At 34.3% G+C, this 22,194-nt stretch carries 18 protein-coding genes; 5 read left to right on the forward strand and 13 right to left on the reverse strand.

The genetic code is table 11. The features are described from left to right. Positions 1-149 precede the first annotated feature (149 nt). Positions 150-905 (reverse strand): hypothetical protein, encoded by a 756-nt coding sequence (locus tag ACM55K_RS12820; protein ID WP_416850660.1) that lies wholly within the window; start codon positions 903-905, stop codon positions 150-152. A 353-nt stretch (positions 906-1,258) separates the two neighbouring features. Between ACM55K_RS12820 and ACM55K_RS12825 the strand changes: the two genes are divergently transcribed. The 3 genes from ACM55K_RS12825 to ACM55K_RS12835 all read left to right on the forward strand — a co-directional run bounded on the left by ACM55K_RS12825 (position 1,259) and on the right by ACM55K_RS12835 (position 5,079). Continuing rightward, entirely contained in the window at positions 1,259-2,932 is a 1,674-nt protein-coding gene (locus tag ACM55K_RS12825) for an AraC family transcriptional regulator (protein ID WP_416850661.1), read from the forward strand. Between the two features lie 316 nt (positions 2,933-3,248). Then, complete coding sequence (locus tag ACM55K_RS12830; protein WP_416850662.1) at positions 3,249-4,247, forward strand: type IV toxin-antitoxin system AbiEi family antitoxin; 999 nt, start codon at positions 3,249-3,251, stop codon at positions 4,245-4,247. Further along, positions 4,222-5,079: a hypothetical protein gene (locus tag ACM55K_RS12835; RefSeq protein ID WP_416850663.1), complete on the forward strand. Its 858-nt coding sequence runs from the start codon at positions 4,222-4,224 to the stop codon at positions 5,077-5,079. Before ACM55K_RS12830 ends, ACM55K_RS12835 begins: the two co-directional genes overlap by 26 nt. A gap of 517 nt (positions 5,080-5,596) precedes the next feature. Here the strand turns inward: ACM55K_RS12835 and ACM55K_RS12840 are convergent. The 12 genes from ACM55K_RS12840 to ACM55K_RS12895 form a co-directional block, all read right to left on the reverse strand. Further along, entirely contained in the window at positions 5,597-6,451 is an 855-nt protein-coding gene (locus ACM55K_RS12840) for a hypothetical protein (protein WP_416850664.1), read from the reverse strand. A 1,131-nt stretch (positions 6,452-7,582) separates the two neighbouring features. Then, on the reverse strand, positions 7,583-8,011 hold the full coding sequence (locus ACM55K_RS12845; protein WP_416850665.1) for a hypothetical protein: 429 nt from the start codon (positions 8,009-8,011) through the stop codon (positions 7,583-7,585). A 324-nt stretch (positions 8,012-8,335) separates the two neighbouring features. After that, positions 8,336-9,292, reverse strand: a complete 957-nt coding sequence (locus tag ACM55K_RS12850) for a DUF4238 domain-containing protein (protein ID WP_416850666.1) — start codon at positions 9,290-9,292, stop codon at positions 8,336-8,338. 153 nt (positions 9,293-9,445) lie between these two features. Further along, positions 9,446-10,273 carry a hypothetical protein gene (locus tag ACM55K_RS12855; RefSeq protein WP_416850667.1) on the reverse strand — a complete coding sequence of 276 codons (828 nt, stop codon included), beginning with the start codon at positions 10,271-10,273 and terminating at the stop codon, positions 9,446-9,448. 233 nt (positions 10,274-10,506) lie between these two features. Further along, positions 10,507-11,499, reverse strand: coding sequence for a kinase (locus ACM55K_RS12860; RefSeq protein ID WP_416850669.1), 993 nt, complete (start codon positions 11,497-11,499; stop codon positions 10,507-10,509). Between the two features lie 232 nt (positions 11,500-11,731). Beyond that, positions 11,732-11,989: a hypothetical protein gene (locus ACM55K_RS12865; protein WP_416850670.1), complete on the reverse strand. Its 258-nt coding sequence runs from the start codon at positions 11,987-11,989 to the stop codon at positions 11,732-11,734. A gap of 144 nt (positions 11,990-12,133) precedes the next feature. Next, complete coding sequence (locus tag ACM55K_RS12870) at positions 12,134-12,637, reverse strand: hypothetical protein (protein WP_416850672.1); 504 nt, start codon at positions 12,635-12,637, stop codon at positions 12,134-12,136. Positions 12,638-12,643: 6 nt separating this feature from the next. Then, positions 12,644-13,603: a DNA/RNA non-specific endonuclease gene (locus ACM55K_RS12875; RefSeq protein WP_416850674.1), complete on the reverse strand. Its 960-nt coding sequence runs from the start codon at positions 13,601-13,603 to the stop codon at positions 12,644-12,646. 12 nt (positions 13,604-13,615) lie between these two features. Continuing rightward, positions 13,616-14,581 (reverse strand): caspase family protein, encoded by a 966-nt coding sequence (locus ACM55K_RS12880; RefSeq protein ID WP_416850675.1) that lies wholly within the window; start codon positions 14,579-14,581, stop codon positions 13,616-13,618. A gap of 2 nt (positions 14,582-14,583) precedes the next feature. Beyond that, positions 14,584-14,994, reverse strand: coding sequence for a TIR domain-containing protein (locus ACM55K_RS12885; protein WP_416850677.1), 411 nt, complete (start codon positions 14,992-14,994; stop codon positions 14,584-14,586). Between the two features lie 2 nt (positions 14,995-14,996). Further along, a complete protein-coding gene (locus ACM55K_RS12890) occupies positions 14,997-15,425 on the reverse strand; it encodes a TIR domain-containing protein (protein ID WP_416850678.1) in 429 nt (142 codons plus the stop codon). A 531-nt stretch (positions 15,426-15,956) separates the two neighbouring features. Further along, positions 15,957-16,379, reverse strand: a complete 423-nt coding sequence (locus ACM55K_RS12895; RefSeq protein ID WP_416850679.1) for a helix-turn-helix domain-containing protein — start codon at positions 16,377-16,379, stop codon at positions 15,957-15,959. Positions 16,380-17,710: 1,331 nt separating this feature from the next. On the opposite strand from ACM55K_RS12895, the gene ACM55K_RS12900 reads away from it, so the two are divergent. Together ACM55K_RS12900 and ACM55K_RS12905 are read left to right on the forward strand one after the other, a co-directional pair. After that, positions 17,711-20,743, forward strand: a complete 3,033-nt coding sequence (locus ACM55K_RS12900; protein WP_416850681.1) for a SusC/RagA family TonB-linked outer membrane protein — start codon at positions 17,711-17,713, stop codon at positions 20,741-20,743. Between the two features lie 16 nt (positions 20,744-20,759). After that, the gene (locus ACM55K_RS12905) at positions 20,760-22,187 is read left to right on the forward strand and encodes a RagB/SusD family nutrient uptake outer membrane protein (protein ID WP_416850682.1); all 1,428 of its coding nucleotides are present in this window, start codon (positions 20,760-20,762) and stop codon (positions 22,185-22,187) included. The last annotated feature ends 7 nt before the right edge of the window (positions 22,188-22,194 follow it).

Here is a 22,194-nt window from a genome sequence, read left to right on the forward strand (position 1 = left end):
TTTTATCTCGCCATTTGTGAGATAACCAACTATTTCATTGTAGCTCAATAAGTCTACGATGAAATAAAGGCTAACTAGATTGAAGAGGATCAAAAACACGGTAAACACGTATATTATTTCCTTTTCAATCCGTAGGATTCGATGCATCATCAGTCCGCTGCAAGATTATTGATCATGATCCCTGTTATAAGTGATCTGCTAATCGCAGTATATGAATTATCGATAGCACCACTAACTCCTCCAACGCGGTTACCAACATTTGATTCCCAATCCTCATCATAAGGCGGCTTCGTATCATAGTAGAGTGAGTATCTAACGATAGAGCTTGTAGTGAGGATTATTCTCTTATCTTCATCGCTAAAATTACTATTGGTCATCACAGAAGATTCATACGAAATTATGGATTGATAGATCACTCCATACGCTTCGTTTTCCCATAAAAGAGCAGCGTTCATGAAACCGGAAAGACAACTTTTTGCCGCAGTTGTCATGGACGAGTTTGCAATGGCCTCGTCCAGTTTGGCTTCCGGATTATTTATAATCTCTTGTATCTCTTCAACATTAGCAGGCAGGTTCCGTTCTAAATTTAAATGCGCCACATCGCTATTCGCAGCCGCAATAGCTTCAACCTGTTCGCTAATTTGCGCAATGGTACTGTACTGATAGTTCCCTGCCAAATAAGTCTCCAGTAGGTCATTGTGCAACTTACCGGCAAGATCATAAACGTTTGCCGGGTTTTCAGGGGTCAAGTTTTCTACTAGACGTGCTGATTTTTCTGATTCCTTGCTATTAACCTTACTATCAGTACCATTGTCTGCATTACTGTCTGCAGTATCAATAGTGTCACTGGTACAGGAAATAATTAGTAATGATAAAATCAGTAGGCATAATGAAATATTTTTCATGATTAAAATGTGTTAAATGTTACTGAGTACTTTTATTCGTCAGTCCATTTCACCCGGGTAAGCAGAACTTTAATCTGGCACGATGCCAAATATTTTTGCTTTTGAATTCAATGCAAAGCTAGAGGTCGAATTTAGACCTTACAACACATTATGTATAGTTTTTCAAGAATTATTGTATGGATTTTCTAAAAATTCGTACCTCTTTTTTTGATAAAAGCACATCACTATCAATTGTTTAGATTACATTTGAGGAGATTTCTTGCAAAATACCCCCAAGCCCTTTTTGTAAAGCATTGCCCTGTGCCCAAAAAGGATTTTGTAGAGCAAATAGTTCCCATTTCTTATTTTAACCTATGATTAAAAAATATCTATTTATACTATCTCTTTACTTGGGGAACCCAGTTTGTGCACAGCAAAATGGATTTAAAATCCCTGATACACTTCTAAGTAAGGATTATAATTATCTGTTTGAACACATAAAAGCATTAGAAGAGGACAGTGTAACACAATCACTGTATCTTCAATCTTTTTTACATAAAGCTAAATCAGAAAAAAATCCAGAGAAGATCATAAACGGATATAAAAATTATGTTCATCATTCGCCCGAAAATTTAAAACTGGTCTATGCAGACAGTATGATTTATACTGCAAAAAAATCGATGGATAATGCTTTAATCGGTTCCGCATATCTTACAAAGGGCATTATGTTCTATGCTCAGAAAAAACATAATTACGCATTAGATAACTATCTTGTAGCAAATAATTTTATTTCTAAAACTAATGACAAGTATTTAACCTATAAAGTGAAATATAGTATTGCCCATATAAAATACTATCTTGGATTTTATGATGACGCAGTATCATTATTCATAGAATGCATCGCTTATTTCAAAGAAGAAAATACCAGAGCGTATTTAAATTCACTTCATTCGCTGGGGCTTTGCCATAACAGAATTGGCGATTACGGTTTTTGCACGGAGACAAATGCGAAAGGTATTCTAGAAGGAAAAAGATTGGCTAATGATGAAATGAAGCACTACTTTATTCACTCGGAAGGGATTAATCAATATTCTAAAAATAATTATGTTTCAGCTATTAAAAAAATAACCTATTCACTACCTGCTCTATTGAAGAACAAAGATTTTGCAAATGAAGCTGTTGGATATTTCTATATCGGAAAAAGCTATTGGGATCTTAAGAAACCCCAAATGGCACTGCCCTATTTCATAAAAGTAGATCAGATTTTTGTAGCTAAAGGTTACATTCGTCCCGATCTTCGCGAGAATTACGAATTATTGATCAACTATTATAAATCGAAAAATAACCCGAAAAGCGAGCTTCATTACATTGAGAGATTACTTAAAGCGGACAGTATCTTACATACTAATTTTAAATATCTATCAAGTAGAATTCACAAAGAGTATGACACTAAAGAATTGGTGAAACAGAAGAAAAAAATTGAAAACTTATTAGACAGGAGAAAGTACAACGACTTCATTTTTACGGGCGTAATAACTTTTTTATTTTTATCTCTACTATTTATTGCCTACAGACATATCAGGAACAAGAATATATACAAACAAAAGTTTGAGGAACTAATGAAGAAAAGTGAGGCTACCACTAAAGTTGAAGCCAGAAATATATCTACTGGAATAGAAGAGATTAATAAAGATACTGTTGCATCTCTGTTGAAACAACTGGAAAAGTTTGAAAAGGGTAAAAAATTTCTCGAAAAAGATTTGACAGCAGCCAAGCTTACAGTAGCTTTCGATTCAAATGCAAAATATCTTTCAAAAATAATTTATCATTACAGAGGGAAAAAATTTACAAAGTACATCAATGATCTAAAAATTGATTATATTATTTCATTATTGAAAACGGATAAAATGTTGAGAAACTATACTAATAAAGCATTAGCTGAAGAAGCTGGTTTCAGCAGTACCCAACGGTTTGCTACTGCTTTTTATTCCAAAACGGGAATGCCTACCTCCTATTTTATTGAAGAACTAATAAAAGTAGATTCCTGATTGTTGATTTACAAAATTTTGATAAAACTCCATGGATAAAACAACCTAAAACCTTAATAATGAAACAATTGTCAGATTCGTGGAAATCAGAAAGGTGCTGATATTCTATAACCGATTTTACAGTTGCATTTTATTGATTCCCTTGTCGTTTTATCGAATTCAAAAATATTTTAATCCAAATATTTTTTTTTTTGGAATAGTAATCTCGTTACTGTAGCCTAGTACATTAGCTATTGTTTGTAAAGATAATAATCGTATATTTGTTCATTAATTATCGTTGTTCACGTTTACGTGAACAATATAAATAAACGAACAGATGAATGAAAAAGAAATCATACAGTACGCTATAAATAACATCCAAAAGGCTGGTACTATTAATGCGGAGTGGAAAGAGCTCAACAATGACAATGCTATTGACGGAAAACTACTCCTGCACTTGAATAAACATAATATAGGACTATATGCCGAAATTAAAAAAGAACTTAGAAACATACATCTTGCTAAAATAGAAGAATTGGCTATTACAAAAAATCCTTTTATTATTGTCGCGCAACGTATATTTCCGAAGATAAAGGAAGAGTTGCGCAAAAGAAATATTGCCTATCTAGAAGCTAATGGTAATATATTCCTGAATAAAGATGACATCTATCTCTACATTGATGGCAATACTCCTATTGAATTAAAAAATAAAACAACCAATAGAGCTTTTACTAAAACAGGTTTAAAAGTGATTTATCAATTTTTAATTAAGGATTGTATCAACAATACCTACCGTGAAATTGCTGAATTAACGGATACCGGAATTGGCACTTTAAACACCATATTCAATGGCTTAAAAGAGGAAGGTTTTTTAATACAGCTAACCAAGAATGAACTCCAGATGGAGCACAAGAAAAAATTGTTAGATAGATGGGTACTAGAATATGAAAAGCGCCTAAAGCCAACGTTAGTGATAGGAACATTTCGTTTTCTCAATAAAGAAGATTTTTATAACTGGAAAGATATTCCCCTTAAAAAAGGGAAAACAATCTGGGGTGGCGAACCGGCAGGTGATCTGCTCACCAATTATTTGCGTCCGGAGGAACTTACCCTATACACCAACGAAGAAAGAAGCGATTTAATGAAAAATTACCGCCTCGTTCCGGACTTAGAAGGCAATATTACAGTATTTAAACAGTTTTGGACAGACGAACAAGAAAACACAAACACCGTACATCCGCTCCTAGCCTATGCCGATTTAATGAATAAAGGAGACCGCAGATGTACAGAAACCGCACAAAAAATTTACGATGAGTATTTACAAGATCAGTTTTAAACAATTACAACAGCAGCCTCATATTTCTGAAATGCTTACCGCATTAGAAAACGGTCTGAATAAATATAATATAGACTTCTATTTGGTAGGCGCCGTGGCACGTGACGTTTGGATGACGGCCATAAATGACATTCCTCCCAGCAGAGTAACCGGAGATATCGATTTTGCCGTTTTTATAAATGACAAAAACACCTATGCGGACCTCAGAGAATATCTCATCAATATTGAAGGATTCATCCCTTACAAAGGCAATGGTTTTGTTCTTAAATGGAAAAACATCATACAAATCGATTTAATGCCTTTTGGAGAAATCGAAGCTAAACCATCTAATGTAACAATTGAAGGCACTGGACTTACCAGTCTCAATATGCCTGGTTTCAAAGAGATTTATGATTCCGGGCTTCCGGAAGCTGAACTAGAAGAAAAACACCGCTTTAAATTTTGCACTTTACCAGGAATTGTACTGCTCAAATTGCTTGCCTTTCAAGAACGTCCTGAAATAAGACGCGACGACATCAAAGACATCAGTAAAATCCTGAAGCATTTTTTTGACATGTATGCCGATGAGATATATGAAAACCATAACGACCTTTTTGGAGATAAAGATATCAACCTAAATTGGATTGCTGCAAGAGTCTTAGGAAGAGACATGGGGAAAATTGCCCGATTAAATGAAGACCTTTTTCTCAGAATAAGAAAATTATTAAAGAAAAATACGGTTGATATTCATTCCAGTGATATAGCCAAAATTATGGCAGAGTTTTTTCAAAATACAATCGAAGAGAATGTAAAGCTGCTGGAACAGGTGAAAATTGGGTATTTAGAAAACTGATGGCTGATGAAATTAAAATCAAACAGAACAAAATTCAATCACAAATCCCAAAAACCAACCTCGCTTAAAAAAACTTAACCGAGGTTGGTTTTTTTTCTGAAATTTAAGTTTTATAGAAATCATATTAAAAATCTAGCGCAGATTGTAGGCTGAAAAAATCAATCATTATTTGCTCACTGTTGTAGGCACAGTTTAAAAAATACGCTAACGATTGTGGCATATCAGCGCGGTCGGGTAGCTTTCGATTAGCTGTGGGCGGTTTCGCTTAGTTATGGGCAAGAGCAGAACACCATTAGCTGCCCAAGTATAAAATAAAATTTCTTGTCGTTAACCGCATTGCAAACGCTACTATTTAAGTAGGCACTCGATGCAATCAAGCACCAGAGAACGTGGACAAACGAGCTCCAGTGGGGAATGTAATTCCGCGCCATCTGGAATAATGATCAAACTGTTTTAGAAATAGCTATTAATTGATTTTGATTGTAGGCACAAGCGAGACGCTCGCGCCAGCAGGGGCTTATTTTATTAGTTTTATTGAAGAATTTGTTATGAATTCAAATACTTGATTTACAGTTTCTTTACTTAAAATTTCGTCAACTACCAAATCAAATAATTTTCCTTTCAAAAGTTGTTTCCAAGATTTTTTCGAAATTTTTGATTGCAACTCTCTCAATTCTTCAATTTCTTCAAAAATTATTTCCTGTCCATAACCTAATTTAATTAAATACTCTGTTATTTGATCTAATTTTCTATCTAAGTCTGTATTCTTTTTCTTTGTGTTATTTTCTTTGAGTTTTGATTTGTTTTTTCTTTCAATATAGTTAGCGCCCTTTATAGATATTTTTGAATTATCAGATTTACCATATTCTTCTTGTAATATAAGATATCCTCTTTTGAATAAATTTTCAGCTATTTCTCTAGGTTCTCCGTCTCTAAACTCAATATCATTTAATTCAAAAACAAGACTAATTAAGTAAAAATTATCATTAAACAATTTGTTGAGTTTATTTAATAAAAAGTCTGATTTTTCAGTTATGCTATTTAGAATTAGATATTCTTTGGGATTGTCGAAATACTCAATCACCGATAGATAATCAATTAATATTGTGAGTTTATTATAAAGGTTAATTCGTTCATATTCTAAGTGTTCCGTCTTTGGATTTGATTTAAATCTGTTGAAAATTGAATAATTATTTTTATCAAAAATATCTAAAAAAACAACAGAACTAGGATAGATGTATTCATCTAAAAATAAATCTATTTCTTTTTTTATTTCAATAAGGCTTTTGTTTTCATTTTCAATAACTTCCAAAAATGTATTTAGTTTATTGAAAAATTCAACATATGTTGTGTTTTTTAGATTGTATTTCAATTTGGTGAAAAATTGGATTTAGAATTACAGCTAAAGTCAGTTTGTGAAAAACATCCGTTTTAGTTGTATCAAATATAACAAAAAAGTTGTGCCAAAACAGGAATTTTCGCATTTTTAGGAATGCAATATATCTCAGGAATTTTCTGCTACCATATGTGTATTTCTAGTATGGAAGACGCTATAGTGCGAACTTAGAGACTTCAAAGAGCGATGACTCCTAAATAGCTAACTCGAACAAAAAACACCTAACATCTCGGTGCCTATTTCATTTTTTCCTACTTTTCCAAATATTGTTTTTAAACCAGTTCTTTATCTGTTCGCAAATTTTACCAAGTATGTATGTACTGACTATTATAACTGGTATTACTATTAGGATTTCATACCACTGCATTGTGATTATAGATTTGACAACACCTCAAACTTAAAATTTTATTGAGCTAGCAACAAATAGTATAGTGTGTAATTCGCGAATTACACACTATGCTATTTACATAAACTTAAATAAAATTACAAAAAATAGGATGTAAAATCCATGCCCCGTCCTGAAATAACTATACAGATTATTAAATAAATTCTATTATAGCTCTACAAATATAATCCTTAATCCTAAACTTACTATACAACTCCTTTTTCATAGATTTGGGTCAATCAAATTAAAAAACCGACGCAGATTGTAAGCGGATAAAATCAATCATTATTTGCTCACTGTTGTGGGCACAGTTTAAAAAACTGCGCTAGCGATTGTGGTATATCAGCGCGGTCGGGTAAAGGTGGTGGCAATTTTGCCCGATTGCGAATAATAGAAACAGGAATTGAGAAAAATTTATTTTTTTCAGGAGTTGAATAAACAATTCTAGTAATTTTCCGGCAATAGACTCAACTCTTTGAGCAGAAATAAGTGCCGATCCGATTTTTGAATAGAGAACATCTTCCTTAGTAAATTCTATATTGCTTATGTTCATTTTATACGTCTGTTTGTAATAATTCTAACTAACGTTCCGTTATTACAGGGAATTTGACACTAATTTAAGCCCATTCTTTGAATTTGCCCATCTTTCCAAGCGCAAAACCAACTTTCCATTAAGCCTATGACCCAAATCCGTTGTAGCAAATGTTAGCTGTTATTTTTTTCTATTTACTATGCAATAATTGCCAAGCTAACAATCCAATATTTAGCACTCCAATGCCGACATTTATCCAAGTAGCTATATTGTTAGATTTTTCGTTTTTTTGATTTCTTACGGCAACTTCTTTGTTTAGTTGATTTGCTTCAATATTTGACTTGGCAAGTTCAAGCTCTAATTTTCCAAGTTCTTTCTGTTGAGTCTCTTTTTGCTCTAAATCGCCAAACGAAGTAAACTCCCAACCATCTTTTGTTAACCTATAATTTGAACTAACACTCTCAATCAACTTTAAATCTCCCATTATTTTTGTAATAGCAATTCTTAACTTATGATCCTGATCGAAAAAAAGTACAAATCGATTAATGTGCATAAATCCTTCAACATTTTTGAGTTCGGTTATTATTTTCTCAATCAATGTTTTATGTTCTTCTTTCATAGTTTGGATTTAGATACGTTTATTATAATCATCGTTGACGTCAGTATGTCTAATGACCTTCAAACTGCGTTTTTTTATTAATTTTTAATGTAAATATATATGATTTAAACTACAATTATTTTTCTCTTTGAAAAAGAAGTTTGATTTAGCTTTTCAAAAAACAGAGTTGTAAAAAGCGTTAAAAAATGTTCTTAGAGCACAAAAATATAAAGCCATACTTCGTAGATATTGTTTTAGTAGATTTGGGTCAATCAGATTAAAAATCCGGTGCAGATTGAAGTCTAAAAAAATCAATCCTAATTTGCGCACTGTTATGGGCACAGTTTAAAAAACTGCCTTTATATATTCATCATGATCTTTATATTCTGATAGATGATACATAAACTTAAATGTATCTTCAATAATTTTCTGTTCTGTATTCGATTCTATTGAAGCTTTATAGTGTTCAATTGCATTTTTTAATTGCTTTTCGTTACTCGAAGCTACAAATCTTTTCGATTGGGCAATAACACATGAGTTAATGTTTGTAAAAAGTATTCCATCAAGAAAGTTAGGTGATTTATCAGATAATATCAATAGTTTATTTTTTGATAATGGGAAAATCATTTCGTCAAATACATTATTCATTGATATGTTAGAATTATTTATTAAAAATGGATAATCCCCAACTAAAAAACTTGATTCTTCATTAGTCAAAGTAATAACATACCACTTATCAAATAAACGTTTACTTTCTTCAAAACTTCCATCTGATAAAGCTATCATCTGTTTAAACATTTTTTGGATTTCAACATCTTGCAATACTTGCGTCTTTATTTCAGGAATTTGATTATCATCGACTTTCTCACCGTTTTCGTTTTTAAATCCAAAATATTTGTTTGATAGACCTTCTTTGTTTACAAGTTCAATAAAAAGTTTATTTGATTGTGGAGACCTCCAAAATAAGTGATTTATGAAATATAAAACTTCAAATTTTTCAAGAGCAGTTAAAGTTTGATTTATATCTCCTGATTGTATTTTTGAAAAAATTGGTGATAATCTTGTATCTAATGGTGTATAATAAGGCTCTTCAATTGTTAATAAAATTCCGTCTCTTGTCTTATAATTATTTAAGTCTTTTTCATAGAATTTACTTTCTGGTTTTTGTTTCAATAAAATAGAATCTTTAACTTTATCATAAATATAAATTAGTCCCTCATCATCCGCAAAACCTTTGAGAAAAAATACAGGAATATAATGATGTCTTTTGGAATATTTTCCCTTAACGAATGGTTCTTTCATTATCGTTTTTTTTAGCTTACCATTAACATTCCCTTGCTACAAGTGGTTTTGGAGTTTAATAAAGCCTTATTTTCGGATTTGCCTAAACATCCCAAATACAAAACCATTTCCCATAAAGCCAATTGCCCAAATCAATTGTAGCAAATGTTATGCCTAGTGTTTATTGTCAATCTCCATTAACAAGTCTGAAATATACTTTAGAAGAGAAATTACTTTTAAACTATTTTCTTTAGTTCCATAATCAACATTTATTCCATGTAATATTTCATGGCGATTCAATTTACAAGGGAATTCTGATATTTGTTTTTCTTGAACCATTATGGGCGTTTGATTTTGTAATGGTGATAAATAAATGTTCAAAAAGCTTCCAACAGATTTTTCTAATTCAGATGATATTTGAGGTAAATATTTATTGTCTTTTTCTTTTATGAAAAATTTCTTTTTAGTAAAGTCAAAACAAACACCATCAACCTGTGATAATATGCAAGGTATAATTGTATAATATTCACTTCTTTGAAAAGCTGATAAAATTTGTTCAAAAATTTCTTTTCTGTTAGCATGTCTTGATGAAATTTCCGTGAAAATTCTATCAAGATTTTCAGTATAATAATTTGTCAGTTTTTCATTTGCAAAATCAAATCTATCTTCGGTAAAATCTTTAGCAATTTCGGAAGGGAATTTCATTTCACAATCTAATTCCATATACCAGCCGTTTTGGGCTATTAGTAATAAATAGTTTGGTGTTTTTGCTTCATATTCTTTTAAGCGATTTCCAATCTCTTGAAAAGATTTTAATTGCTCTAAAAAAACATTATTAAATTTTGGAACAGAAGCATAAATTGTATTCATATTTTCAAACGTCTTCTGTATTTTGTTTACATGCTCCATTCTTTTCTGCATTTCTATGACAGGTTTTAACCTTTCTTGCATTTCTCGAAATGGTTTAATAAATTTCTCAATATTTTCGAATGAATTTTTCATGTTTTAAATATAGTAGAATTTTGAATTTTCCGGTTTTTACGTAACATTAGGCATAACGTCAGTATGTCTAATAACCTTCAAATGAACTTTATTTTTATTAATTAAAAAGTAAATATATGCTATTTAACTACATTTATTATTTTTTAACACTACCTCCTTTTCCGTTCAACACAGATTTCATTGTTCTTGCTGCGCAGGCAATGAAACCTCAGCTGTTAGCAACTGGTTTTTATTTAACGTCTTATTCTTTTATCAGCAAGTGCTAAATATTTAAGGCCGCTTTGGTCAAATATATTTTCTGCTCTTTCTATTTGGAGCGCTGAATAAACAGCGTTGGCAAAACCAGGTAACGCACCAATAAATGCTCCTGTTGTCGATGCTGCTGCAAGTCCTTGATAACCGCCAATTAAACCGCAGACAGTTCCGAATATTACACCCTTAAACCCACTTTCGTTCATTCTCACTGATAGCTCTTCTTTCCTTTCAAGCAATTCAGCTAAATGCTTATGAAAAAGTGCGCTACCTTCCGTGATATTTGGATCAAGAACAATTAATTCAACTCTCGTTCTAAAAGAATTTAAAAGCACCGAATGTTGTTCTTTGAATCTTAAAAGTCCTCGTAAATCTATTTCTTCCGGAAAAGGAATTAATTTTGCTAAGATTGTTTCTCTTTTTTGTTGTTCTTGATAAAAGGAATTTTTATACGAAAAAGAACGAACATAGTCAGTAACAGGGAGTCTATTAGTTTTGGCGCTGATGATTGTAGCTAAAAAGCTCATTAGGTTATTCGCTGTTTTTTTTTCAACAGAGTACCAACGTCCCTCAGCTTTTTCAGCCAAGCCTAATTGCTCTAAATTATAAAATATATTTTCGTCAAATTTGTCTGCATGAATATTCTCTTTTGAAAATTTGTCACCATGTATACCTCCGTGATATCCTTCTCTGAATCTGTTTTGAGCCTTTATAAGTTCTTCAGAATTATTTTCAATAAGCTCAACAAAAGGTCTTGTAACATCCCATGGATTATCTAATATTTCAATTGGATTTATTGGGGTCACTAATTCGCTGCGCACTAGTTCTAGCATAAATTCGTCATAATTTCTTTCTGGGTTGTAAAAATACTCCTGAGGTACTATTGAGCCTATGTTGTCATAGTACAGCAATGTTCTAAGTGTCCAATCGGTTCTAGGAACATCTATATAAGGATAATAAAGTAAATTGCTCATCGTGTTGTTTTAAATTTGTGCCTAACATCAAAAACGAGCTTTATTTTGTTAGTCAGAAAGTAAATATATGTGATTTAAACTACAAATTATTTCTTTTTTAAAACTGCCTCCAGTTCCGTTTAACAAGGGATTCATTGTTTGACCTTGATTCCTGATTTTTATTAAAAAATATTTGCTTCTTGTGCTTTTGGTTGGTTGCCAAGTTTTAACCAAACATCAAAAATTATATATTTTAAGTTTCTTCAATTACAAATAGTTTTTCGCCTAAACCTCTTGTTTTAATTTTTTTAATAAAAGGATAAAGTGAGAGATATTCAACTTCAACATATGAATTTGGAGTATAATCACTTTTTGACATAGGTATTAGCCTGCTTCTAATTAAGGTTGCAGATTTCTTTGTTATATTATTTCTGTCTAACTCAGGATCAATAATCCAGTCAACATAGACAGAATAACCTTGGTTACTTAATTCAAATATATAAACCTTCAACTTCGTCGTTATCAAGAAAACTATGAGAAAGAAATATATCAAAACTTGTATGAGTCTTTTTACTTTCATTTAGAATTTGACTACTGAAAAGCACCGTTTTCCTTTGCGAAAGATTTTTCAGGTAACTACTTGTATATATTGCCATTATTTCAATCCTTTAAAATGTTTTACCCAACTACGAATAATTTCTTCTAGTTCTGGAGATATTTTTTTTTGTAATTTCTTTAATTCAAATTCAAATACAAAGGAATCACTTATCTGTGGGTCTAATATTCCTTCACCATAGACTTTGTCTTCTTTTAATATTAATATGGGTAAACCAGCTTGATAAGCCATTCCCGATTCTATTTGAATCCAAGGGGATGAACTATATTTATGAATTAATTCTTTAGAGCCTTTTGAAAACTCCTTTTCATAACCAATAAAACTGTGATGTCTTTCTAATCCAATTACTATTGCAGCAACACAAGTATCCATTATTTCTTTTATTGGTTTTAAAGGACTTATAAAACTCCAATTATTCTTCCCCAAATTTGTTGGGTTTAATCCGTGTTTTTTTAATTCACTTTCAATAAGCGAAAGGAAAATTTCCTGATGTTTGTTGTAAGGGGTTGGATGAGATATAAAAACGTTTATATTTTTTTTCATGTTAATTTAAACTAATAAGCCACTAACTTCAAAGGTGGGTTCTTGATTAATTAGAGCATCTTCAAAACTTCTAATCTGAACCGCTTCTAACTTTAAAATTGTTGGTTTGATATTCTCATGACGATCTATAGCGTTTTGAAACTTTAATTTTGTAAGTTCTTCAATCATTAAAACAGGAACTTGATAATTTTCATCCTCTTTAAATTCAAGGAATGGTTTGAGAGAAGATTTTTTCTCAACTAATTCAAAATCACGAAAAGCAATCTCATTAATCAAATCATCCTTTCTCAATGGATTAATTTGCCCCATCAAAAAGCCTGCTCTATAAAGATTACCATCCTCCTTTAAATAATAGATTACTTTCCAAAATAAAATAGGAATTTTAAATATTGAACCATCATGGAGCTTCACTTTGAATTCAGGATCTATATTATCCAATACAGGACCAGTAAAGACTGAAACTTTTGCTGGTTCAGGAACTCTACCTTTTATAATAACAGAATTTTCTAAATATTTCCAAGGTCCATTATTTAAAGAATCATGTTGAGGAGCAGCATTAGGATAATAGAATGTACTTATTGCTGCTTTTTGTGCATTATCTTCAATTCCATTCAAATCCCATTGAACATCTTCTCTTTTGGTCATATGACCTTTTTCAATTGTTGCTGCTTTTATTGTATTAAATTGTTTATAATCCTTCGAAGTCAGTTGCTCATCATCATTAATCCTATTATCTTTTTTAAAACTACCAGATCTGTCAACTTTTTCAAATTTTATTCTATAAATATTACTTGCGCTGATAATAGGAACTCTTCTACTCTTACTTTGGATTACACTATAATAAATGTAATCTAATTCATAATTCGTCGTTTCTTTATTTATTGCAATATCATTATAATATTCTTTGTAATTAGGCATTCCAACTACAAAGTTTTTTCCCAAAAAAAAATCATTGTATCCTTCCATGTTTTTTTATATTTAAATTCTTCCTTCACGAACTAATCTCCAATAATGATGTCCTAACGATGTAAGTTTACATGTTTTAGAACGCATTGCAGCATAATACATATGATCTTCACCAACTGGAATTATTAATCCTACACCTTCTAATTTTTGAAGGTTTTTAAAAATTAATACATTTTTTTCATTTGCAAAAGGCTCTATTATATCATGCGGAACTTCATTTGAATTGGTGTCTTCAAATGAAGGATCTAATTGTAAACTGTCTGAAGGAGAATGAAAATATTCAGTGAGCTTTCGAAGAGTGCTAAGTGAAACTTGAGGAATGACACTTCTTAACTCTACAAATTCGGTAACATTTGTTTTAAAAACAGGTCGTTGCTCGTGTGCACCTAAAGCCTGATCAATATATGCATATACTCCCCCTGGAGAAATATGTCCTCTAACATCTGCTGCACCTCCTTTTAAACCTTCGATTAAAAGATTTGTAAAAACTCCATGACCATTTATTTCTTTTGCTGGTTCATCTTCTCTTGACGATGTAAGTATTGAAATTCCTGTTTTTATATGTGTTACACTTCCATTTTCAGCAGGTGTTGCAAAACTTCCAGATTTACAACAATCAAGAATAATAACCTTATTTCTAATTTTTGAATTATTGGCTAAATTTAAAATATGATTCATATCAATTCCTTCATCATAACGCCTGTGATCCGGAGTTACTAAAAAACCACCTAATTCATTTACATAACCATGCCCAGCAAAATACAATAGCCCCATGTCAGCGTTATGATCAAAGAATTTAGCAATTTCAGACAATAATTCCGATTTCGTACCAACATCATAAAGTGTTATTACTTCAAAATTAGTTGTATCATTTCCATTAACTTGTAGGAGCTGTGAAATGATTTTAGCATCATTAATAGCTCCTTTAAGAGGATGGGTTGGATAGTTGTTTATTCCAATTACTAATGCTTTTTTCATAATTATTTATTCTTTCCTTCTGTCATCATCTGATCGATAGCGGAGGCTATTATGCTCCAATCCCAAGAAACAACTCTTCCTCGAGGAAGACCTGTTGGTAGGCTAGATGTTGAATCCGCACCATCTACATAAATACCAAATACAGGAACATTGTGTTCTCTTGCAAATGCAATTTCTTTTACTACTCCTGTTGCTGATGACATACTTTTACCCACAAGAATAATCAGCATATTACATTTATTTATTTTGGCGTGAATTAATTCTTCCCATTCCTTTTCTGGTAAATGTGCTTTAGAACTCCAGTCCTCAATATTGAAAGGAGTTTTTGAATTTTTAGCTTGACCAGCAAAAAGTATTTTGCTATCATTATTATGGTCAAAATCGAAACTGATAAATACTCTAGGGTTTGCCATATTTATAATTGTTTAATAAATTTTTCTAAATTGTCCCAACTCCACAGAATCACTCTTTTACCTAGTAATTCAATTGGAATAGCACCTTGATCATACTTCTTAATGTGCATTCCAATTATTTTTACACCTTCTTCTCTTGCACATTTCATTTCCCATCTTGCTCCTCCAGCCTTGTGAGTGTTTTTGCTTAATAAAGCAATCACTCCATCACATCTTTTTATTTTTGTTCTGCATCTGCCTTTCCATTCGTTTTGGTTCCATTCTCTTTTTACTGACATATCAATAAAGTCAAACGGTGAGTGCTTTTTTCTTGCTTGGTCAACCAAGTAATCACGATACTCAACGTCCTCAATAGCAAAACTAATAAACACTCTTTTTCGTGTTTCTTTCTTCTTTTCATCTGTTCCAAATAACCAGTCTAATAATCCCATTTATTTTGTCTTGGCATTTTTGGTTTGTAGGTCTTGGCATGACCACTAACTTATTTACACCAGATATACAATGGCTGTAATCCGCACAAATTAGATCGGCTTTGTACCATAAAATGGCTTTTTTATTACTTAGCTAATATATAGTTTTTTTATTACAAATCATCAAACGGACTTTTTATTTACTGTATCCTCTTGGCGGATCAAAAGCAAAAACGCAAAAAGTCAGGACACTCTATGAAGGTTACATTTCATATCATATTATCAAAAAATAAAAGACACCTCTCAGTATCTTTCTATTCCTTACTCTTACTCTTCCAGCTACGTTTTTTATAATAATCTCTCCTAAACTCATAAATCTTCCCTCTCAGGTAAAGACCTAAAAACCAAACCGCAATAAAGCTTGAAATCAAGTAATCCGTTTTTGATAAGTAATAATCCCGAATTGATAAGTTTTCAGTTTAGCTATAAAACAAAAAAAAGATGTCCATGCATCTTTTTAACATTATGTGTTATCAATTAAGGTTACTATAATTATTCTATTATAGTACAATACGCTTGCTTTTCATCTTTAAAAAGTTGATATTCTTTGTCTGAAAGTTTAACTTTAGAAAGTTCTTTTAATCTTTCTGGGATATTTCCATTAGCATCTACAACTTGACTTCTCGTATTGATATTAAATAAATCAAGTCTTAATCTAACAATATCATTTTTAATGACTTTTTTAGGCATTATTTCACTGTAAGAATCTAGTCCAAGAGCTACTGCAATTCTTGAAAGCAACCTGATGTTTGCTTTAGCAGGATTCTTTAGATTTTCAATACCTCCAATATAACCCTCTGACACACCAATCCTTTGAGCAAGTGTAACTTGATCAATACCTGCTTTTATTCTTGCATATCTAATATTTTCCTTGATTCGAAAATCGATTTCTGATATTACTATCTCTACAATCATGACTATAAATTAGTTGGCAATGAAGGGATTTTAAAATTTATTATCACATATCTATTGGTATGTGATAATATTTTATATATTTGTTTAAAATTCAGTAATGAATTGTAATTTTGCGTTTCTTCATTTAAAAATATTTGAAGCATTCGCTTTGAATCTCGTTATCGAAAACTGGCGTTTAAATAACCACGAGATGATTAAGTACGATGCTCACGTCCCATGGCGTGGGCTCACTTATTCGTGGTAAGGTACCGCCAGTACCCCGATAGCGTTTAGGCTGAGTTCCATGCCATTTTTTATGGCCATTAATTAGGCAAAACTCACTTCAATTCTTAGCACCGCTTTATCATTTTCATAGTCTCGCAGCAGTTTAACCCGCTAAAATCATCATGCCTATGAGTATAATACAATTACATTCCTAAAACATCGTAAGCTTAACGTTACTGGTGGTAAACCGCAAAAATTCCCGTCAGGAAAATAGCAATTTTCTTAATCGGCTGTGGATACCTGTGCCTAACGGTATTTAAAAACTGGAATTAAAAACATAAAAAATACCTATGATTATAAGTTATTCATAACTATAAACACCTGCACTGAAAGGTCCTTTGAACACCTAGTTAATTTAATTTTGTTAATAATAAGGTGCAGGTTGTTTTTAATCCTAAAACTCTTGCCTATGATAAAATAAAAATTAGATGCGAGTGAGATTAGCTAACGCTCTGTTCGCTTCTCTCGGGTGCTTCGTCCCTCGCAATGACACCGGAAATAAAAAAAGGCCCTCTAACCGTCGCAAGAACTGCATAGAGGATCTATAGCAAAACAAAACTCACATTTCATGTAACTAAACCAATATTATGACAATTATTTCATTAAACAAAGCGTTGGGAACCGATCCTCGAAATCAATCTTCCTTTTTCATACCACTATTACGGCAGATCTCAATGGGCATACAACTGGTTTTATAAATACAAAAATTGATAGCATGAAATATTACAGACAAGCAAAAGCTGCATTAATAGTGGCACTAATAGCACTTATATGCCTTTGGCTTTACGGTTGCGACAGTTTCACAGGAAGTTGATACATGTTGAATGTTAAATTATAAATATTGAATGTTAAATGTTGAAGACAGAACCCGAACAATAGATAAATCTAATTAAAATGATGCCTATGGTATAAAAAATAAGTACTTGAGAGTGAGATGCTTTGCTTCGCACCTCGCAACTCCTCGCAATGGCATAACAAATAAAAAAAGGCCCTCTAACTCGTCGGAAAAACTAGAATAGAGGACCATCGCTAACAAAACCAATGTTTCATTTAACTATACCAATATTATGAATAAATTTTCATTTTACAAGGGTGGTTCGGCTTTTTGGTACCTGATTCTTTTCGGGTTCTCACTATCCTACACCCCAGCTCCAGCAAAAACCGTACTGAGGCAAACGCAGTCTTTACCGCAACAAAGCCAAATAAGCGGGACTATTACTGATGGTACAAGCCCTTTGTCTGGCGTAACCATTTTCATAAAAGGTAGGCCAAAAACGGCAGTCTCTGATTACAACGGGAAATATACGCTAAACGCCTCGCCCAACGACATTCTCGTTTTTACCTATATAGGCTTCGCAACTGTTACCGTTCCTGTAGCAGGTCGCCTTGTCATTAACATTCGGATGCAGGAAGATGCGACCGCACTGCGGGAAGTCAAAATCAATGCGGGTTACTATTCCGTAAAGGAAAGTGAACGCACCGGTAGTATTTCCAAAATCACAGCTAAGGACATCGAAAAACAACCCGTCACCAATGTGCTTGCAGCTATGCAAGGGCGAATGGCTGGTGTGAGTATTACCCAAACTACAGGAGTGGCGGGCGGTGGTTTCGAGATACAGATACGGGGACAGAACAGTCTTAGACCCGATGCAAACCGACCACTTTACATTATAAATGGAGTTCCTTATCCTAGTGATCCTGTGGGTTTTAGTGCAGCAGCTTCGGTTATGCCAACACTAACCAGTCCGCTGAATAACCTGAATCCGGGGGATATTGAAAGCATAGAGGTACTCAAAGATGCCGATGCTACAGCCATATATGGTTCGCGCGGAGCCAATGGCGTAGTACTGATTACAACCAAAAAAGGCAAGGCAGGCAAAACCACTTATACCGCCAACTACTCCCATGGTTTTGGAAAGGTAACCCGTTTTATGGATTTAATGAATACGGATCAATATGTGCAAATGCGCAAAGAAGCTTTCGCTAATGATGGCTATACGAAATATCCCGCTTCTGCTTATGAGATCAATGGTACTTGGGATCAGACCCGTAATACCGATTGGCAAAAGGTGCTTACCGGAGGTACCTCCACTATTACGAATTTACAATCTTCCCTTTCGGGGGGCAATGAGCAGACCCAGTTTATCATCAATGGGAATTATGGAAAGGAAACAACTGTTTTCCCCGGTAATTTTGGATATCAAAAAGGGAATGTCCGCATCAATTTAAACCATACCTCTGAAGATAAAAAGTTTGGAATTACTTTTTCGGCTGGCTATACGGTGCAGGATAATAATCAACCCGCTACCGACCTTACCACTATTTCGACAAAACTGGCTCCGAATGCTCCAGCGCTTTATGATGCTGAAGGCAACCTGAACTGGGAGAACAGTACTTGGGAAAACCCTTTGAGCAATTTAAATGGTAAATCGCTCAGCAAAACCTATGATTTTGTAGCAAATACCACTTTATCCTATCAATTGCCCTATCATCTGGAATTGAAATCCAGTTTTGGTTTTACAGACCTGAAGCATACCGAGAGCAGTACTTTCCCTTCTACTATTTATAATCCTGCCTACGAGCTTGGCAGTGAATTTTCGTCCCTTTTTACCAATACGACTTCCCGACAATCATGGATTGTGGAGCCACAAATAAATTGGCATACTACCATTGGTCAGGGTACCATTGCGGTGCTGGTGGGAAGTACTTTTAACGAGCTCAGTGGACAACAGCTTGTTTTGGCAGGTGAGGGATTTACCAGCAACAGCTTGATTTATGATTTGGCATCGGCCTCTACTGTTAGTATAATGAGCAGCGGTGCTACCCAATACAAATACCATGCTTTTTTTGGTCGCGCTAATTTCAGTTGGCAGGACCGCTATTTTGTGAATGTTACCGGCAGAAGAGATGGTTCGAGCCGTTTTGGACCGGGTAACAAGTTTGCGAACTTTGGTGCTGTTGGAGCTGCCTGGCTTTTTTCGAAATCCTTTATAAGCGACGGAACCACTTCGGTTTTAAGTTTTGGTAAACTGCGTGCCAGTTATGGCACAACAGGTAGTGACCAAATTGGGGATTATCAGTATTTAGATACGTATAGCTCTTCTGGAAATCCCTATCAGGGAATCGTTGGACTGGAACCGACACGGCTTTTTAACCCTGATTTTGGATGGGAAAGCAATAAAAAATTTGAAGTAGCAACAGAACTCGGTTTTTTTAATGACCGCATTTTCCTGACTGCCGGATGGTTTCGCAATACATCATCAAGCCAGTTAGTAGGGATTCCTTTGCCCGGGACAACAGGCTTTAGCAGCATACAGGCCAATCTAGATGCCAGTGTACAGAATGATGGAATGGAATTGACGCTGCGAACCGTTAATTTCCAACGAAAGGATTTTGGATGGAGCAGTAATTTCAACATCAGTGTTTTGAACAACAAATTGTTGCGATTTCCTGATTTAGAAAGCTCCACTTATGCCAACAAGTATGTAATTGGGTCGCCTTTGAATATCGTAAAAGTATATCATTTTACAGGACTAGACCCGATAACAGGAGTGTATCAATTTGAAGATTTTAATGGAGACGGGCTACTTTCTGCTAAAGACGATAAGCAATACCTGCGGGATTTGAATCCTGAGTTTTATGGCGGCCTGCAAAACCAATTGCACTATAAAGGGGTACAACTCGATTTCCTGTTTCAGTTTGTAAAGCAGCTGAATTACAATTCAGCCTCGACTCTTGGCTTGCCGGGAAGCAGGAATAATCAAACCACTGATGTGCTGGCACGCTGGCAGAACCCAGGTGATACAGGTCCTTTTCAGCAATACAGTACTGGAGTAAATTCGGCAGTTGCCAATGCTTTTACTAAATACAAAGAAAGTGATGCAACGATTACTGATGCTTCTTACATTCGGTTGAAAAATGTCGCCTTGAGTTATCAGCTCCCTTCTATCTGGTTAAAAGGAGTAGTGTGTAAACTCAACATTCAGGCACAAAACCTACTCACCCTGACCTCCTATAGAGGGGCAGACCCCGAATTTAAAACAAGAGGAGTGCTACCGCCTTTGAAAATAGTTACTACGGGTGTCCAATTCACCTTTTAACCTTAAATCCTCTGATATGAAAAATATATTTGATAAAAGAAACCCCCTTGTTTGGTTACAAAAAAAAGGAATCCATTCTCTTGCATTCGGATTGAGTGCTGTGCTATTGTTGCTGCTTTTAAGTTGTGAAAGTTTTGTGGAAACTGACCAACCGTCGTCACAACTTGCCACTAGCGGGGTATTCGAAAGTCCCACGACCGCTAACGCCGCAATGGTAGCTATTTATGCCCAGTTGCGTAGTTCGACGCTATTGACAGGCTCCCCCCTTGGACTTTCGAATCAGTTGGGACATTATGCGGATGAGCTTACTTTTTACGGTGATACAGAAAATTCGACCTTTGGATTCTATACCAATAGTTTGTTGGCTTCCGATGATGCAGTTGCCGGATTGTGGAAGAGCAGTTACCATGTTATATACAATACTAATGCGCTAATCGAAGGCGTTGCTGTCTCGGCTGACCTGCCGGCTGCCACAGCAGAGCAGCTTACAGGAGAAGCACTATTTGTAAGGGCTCTGGTTCATTTTTATCTTGTCAATTTATATGGAAGCATTCCGTATATCACCACTACGGATTACAGGCAAAATAGAGTGGTCAACCGCATGTCAGTTGCCAATGTATATGAATCGATTATTGCTGACTTGAAACTTGCCAGCTCTATGCTTGGCGAAGAAGACGCAAGCGGAGAACGAGTACGGCCAGATAGATATGCGGCTCAGGCTTTACTGGCAAGAACGTACCTATATGCCGGATTATGGTCAGAAGCTTCCAATGCTGCTTCGGCTGTACTTAACAATACCAACGCTTATGCCTTGCAAGACGATCCTAATGCCGTTTTTTTGAATAGCAGCCGCAGTACAATCTGGCAATTTTCACCTGCATACTCTGGCAATAGCACAGAAGAAGGCGGTCTTTTTATATTTACTGGAGGTCCTCCTCCTTTTACTGCTTTAAGTGATGCGCTTATGGCTGCTTTTGAACCAATGGACAAGCGCAAGGACAATTGGACAAATGCCATAACTGATGGTACCACGACTTGGTACCATGCTAATAAATACAAGGAAAACAATAGTACTGCTTTCTCCGGGGAGTATTCTGTTATTTTTCGCATTGAAGAGCAATACCTCATCCGTGGGGAAGCGCGTGCACGGGCTGGTGAGTTGATTGGGGCGAAAGAAGATTTGAATGTTATCCGAAATCGGGCGGGCCTCACTGCAACCCCAGCCGTTTCGCAACAGCAGATTTTGGATGCTATTTTACAAGAGCGACGCGTTGAGTTATTTACCGAACAAGGGCATCGTTTTTTTGACTTAAAGCGATACGAAAAACTCGATGAAGTTCTCGGTGGTAAAATCGGCTGGAACCCCGACGATAGATTGCTTCCCATTCCGGAAGCAGAGATACTGCTGAACCCAAATCTTGCCCCTCAAAACCTAGGCTATTAATACTCTT

Origin of the sequence: Flavobacterium arabinosi, assembly GCF_048158725.1 — a bacterium.
Classification (GTDB): Bacteria; Bacteroidota; Bacteroidia; order Flavobacteriales; family Flavobacteriaceae; genus Flavobacterium; species Flavobacterium arabinosi.